General features: G+C 69.6%; 2 protein-coding genes. One reads left to right on the top strand and one right to left on the bottom strand.

Features of this window, described 5'->3' with window-relative positions:
- Positions 1-111: 111 nt before the first annotated feature.
- Positions 112-1,860, top strand: coding sequence for a lysine--tRNA ligase (gene lysS / locus AC31A1_RS48745; protein WP_489659482.1), 1,749 nt, complete (start codon positions 112-114; stop codon positions 1,858-1,860).
- Between the two features lie 58 nt (positions 1,861-1,918).
- On the opposite strand, the gene AC31A1_RS48740 is transcribed toward lysS, so the two are convergent.
- Complete coding sequence (locus tag AC31A1_RS48740) at positions 1,919-3,205, bottom strand: DUF2637 domain-containing protein (RefSeq protein WP_489659483.1); 1,287 nt, start codon at positions 3,203-3,205, stop codon at positions 1,919-1,921.
- Positions 3,206-3,504: the final 299 nt, after the last annotated feature.

The raw sequence follows: 3,504 nt of genomic DNA, 5'->3' as shown, positions 1-3,504 counted from the left end.
ACCCACAGTCACGGGCTTGGAAAAGGCGTTTTCGTGGATGCGGGCTTGCCTGGGACAATAGAGCGGTCAGTCGTGCGACCGTACCGGCTGCCCCGTGTCAGAAAGAAGGACGTGCCGATCGTGGCTCAGAGCACCGAGACCACCGACTGGGTCTCCCGTTTCGCGGATGAGGTCATCGAGGAGTCGGAGCGTCGGGCCCCCGGCAAACCTGTCGTCGTCGCGTCCGGGCTGTCCCCCTCCGGCCCCATCCACCTCGGCAACCTGCGCGAGGTCATGACCCCGCACCTCGTCGCCGACGAGATCCGCCGCCGGGGCCACGAGGTCCGGCACCTCATCTCCTGGGACGACTATGACCGCTACCGCAAGGTTCCCAACGGGGTGGAGGGGACCGACGCCAGCTGGGCCGAGCACATCGGGAAGCCGCTGACGTCCGTACCGGCCCCGGTCGGATCGCCGTACCCGAACTGGGCCGAGCACTTCAAGGCCGCGATGGTCGCCTCGCTCGCCGAGCTGGGCGTGGAGTTCGACGGGATCAGCCAGACCGCGCAGTACACCTCGGGCGTGTACCGCGAGCAGATCCTGCACGCCATGAAGCACCGCGGCGACATCGACGCGATCCTGGAGCAGTACCGCACCAAGAAGGCCCCGGCCAAGAAGCAGCAGCAGTCGCAGAAGCCCGTCGACGCCGCCGAGCTGGAGGCCGAGGCCGGTTCCGGCGCGGCCGAGGAGGACGACGGGAGCTCCGGTTCCGCCGGCTACTTCCCGTACAAGCCCTTCTGCGGCAGCTGCGGCAAGGACCTCACCACTGTCACGGCGTACGACGACGACACCACCGAGCTGACGTACGTCTGCACCGAGGACGGCTTCACCGAGACCGTCCTGCTCAGCGAGTTCAACCGCGGCAAGCTGGTCTGGAAGGTCGACTGGCCGATGCGCTGGGCCTATGAGGGCGTGATCTTCGAGCCCTCCGGTGTCGACCACTCCTCTCCCGGCTCCTCCTTCCAGGTCGGTGGGCAGATCGTCGGGATCTTCGGCGGCGAGCGGCCCATCGGGCCCATGTACGCCTTCGTCGGCATCAGCGGCATGGCCAAGATGTCCAGCAGCAAGGGCGGGGTCCCCACCCCGGCCGACGCGCTCCAGATCATGGAGCCTCAGCTCCTGCGCTGGCTCTACGCCCGCCGCCGCCCCAACCAGTCCTTCAAGATCGCCTTCGACCAGGAGATCCAGCGCCTCTACGACGAGTGGGACAAGCTGGACGGGAAGGTCGCGGAGGGGTCCGCCCTGCCGGCCGACCTCGCCGCGCACTCCCGTGCCGTGCGCACCGCCGCCGGTGAACTCCCGCGCACGCCCCGCCCGATGCCGTACCGGACCCTCGCGTCCGTCGCCGACATCACCGCCGGAGCCGAGGACCAGACGCTGCGCATCCTCAGCGAACTCGACCCGGCCGACCCCCTGTCCACCCTCGACGAGGTCCGCCCCCGGCTCGACAAGGCCGAGGCCTGGATCAACACTCACGTCCCCGCCGACCAGCGGACCATCGTGCGCGACGAACCCGACACCGAACTCCTCAAGTCCCTCGACGAGCCCTCCCAGCAGTCGCTACGGCTCCTGCGCGACGGCCTCGCCGACCACTGGTCCCTGGACGGCCTGAGCCACCTCGTCTACGGCGTCCCCAAGGTCCGGGCCGGCTTCTCCGCCGACGCGACCGCCAAGGAACTCCCGCCGGAGATCAAGACCGCCCAGCGGACGTTCTTCGCCCTCCTCTACCACCTGCTGGTCGGCCGCGACACCGGCCCGCGTCTGCCCACGCTGCTCCTCGCGGTCGGGCAGGAGCGGGTGCGGAGGCTGCTCGGCGAGTAGGCGGTGACGACGAAGGGGCCCTCGATCGAGGGCCCCTTCGTCGTTCCGGCTTCAGGTCTCAGGCGCTGTGGTACTCCTGGAGTTCCTCCGTGTGGCGGTTCGTGAAGCGGTTGACCAGTCGGTCGGCCTCACGCTGCGGAAGGATGATGCCGTACGTGTCCTCGACGTTGCCCCGGAACTGGCCCGAAGTCGGGTAGCTGCCGTCTATCGACTTCTTGAAGACCTGGTAATAGTCCTCCTCGGTCGGCTCGGTACCGCCGCCCGCGCCCAGTTCCCGGGTACGGCCCGGACCGGCCGGGATCGGGAAGGTACCGGTGTCCTCCGGGGACGGCTCGGGGGCCTGTTGCTCCTCGAACTGCTGCCGTTGTTCGAACTGCTGCTGTTCCTCTTCGTACTGCTGGAACTGCTCCGCCTGCTGCTGCTCCGCGTACCACTCCTGGTAGGCGGCGTCCGGGTCGTACGTCGGGTCGTAGCCGCCCTGGTACTCGACGGACTGGGGGTCGCGTGCCTGGAGCCACTGGCTCTGCTGGGTGGCGAAGCCCAATTGCTGAGGGGGCCCAACAACCTCGGGGGCAGGGTGCCGGGCCTGGCCCGGTGCCGGGGCGTTCTGGGCGGCCGGTGCCGCCGGCTGCTCCTGCTCGCGGGCCGGCTCCAACTGCGGGGCCGGGGGCAGCAGTACGGGCTCGATGCCCGCCGCCGCGAGGCCCGAGGGGGCCGTCTCCGCGAGGGGGACGCCGTAGCGGGCCAGGCGCAGCGGCATCATCGACTCCACCGGGGCCTTGCGGCGCCAGGCGCGGCCGAAGCGGGAGTGCAGGCGGGCCTGGTAGACGAGGCGGTCCTGCTCCAGCTTGATGACCTGCTCGTAGGAGCGCAGCTCCCAGAGCTTCATCCGGCGCCAGAGCAGGAACGTCGGGACGGGGGAGAGCAGCCAGCGGGTGAGCCGGACGCCCTCCATGTGCTTGTCGGCCGTGATGTCGGCGATGCGGCCGATCGCGTGCCGGGCCGCCTCCACCGAGACCACGAACAGGATCGGGATCACCGCGTGCATGCCGACACCGAGCGGGTCGGGCCAGGCCGCGGCGCCGTTGAACGCGATCGTCGCGACCGTCAGCAGCCAGGCCGTCTGGCGCAGCAGCGGGAAGGGGATCCTGATCCAGGTCAGGAGCAGATCGAGGGCGAGCAGGACACAGATGCCCGCGTCGATGCCGACCGGGAAGACGTAGGCGAAGTTCCCGAAGCCCTTCTTCAGGGCGAGCTCGCGCACAGCGGCGTACGAACCGGCGAAGCCGATACCGGCGATGACGACCGCACCGGAGACGACCACACCGATGAGCACCCGGTGCATACGTGTGAGCTGAATGGGTGCGGACACCCGGACTCCCCTCCCCTTACATGTTGTTGCGCGCAACAGGGTGGCACATGTGTGCGGCGTCCTGGGTGCCGGTCCGTCAGGAGCCCGGTCCGCGAAGGGGCCGGGCTCCGTCAAAGGGCCGTGCTGACCTGCGAGTTGAGGTCCGTGAACGAACCCGATGTGAAATGTGCGGTCAGCTCTTGCCGGCGGCGGAAGAGGCGGAGGAGGAGGCGGTGGCCGCCGGGGCCTTCGCGTCCGACTTCGCCGCGGACTTGGAGGCGGACGGGGAGGCG

The organism is Streptomyces sp. P5F9 (genome assembly GCF_057961495.1).
Note: the sequence above shows the minus strand (reverse complement) of the source record. Positions and strands in the feature narration are given on the sequence as shown.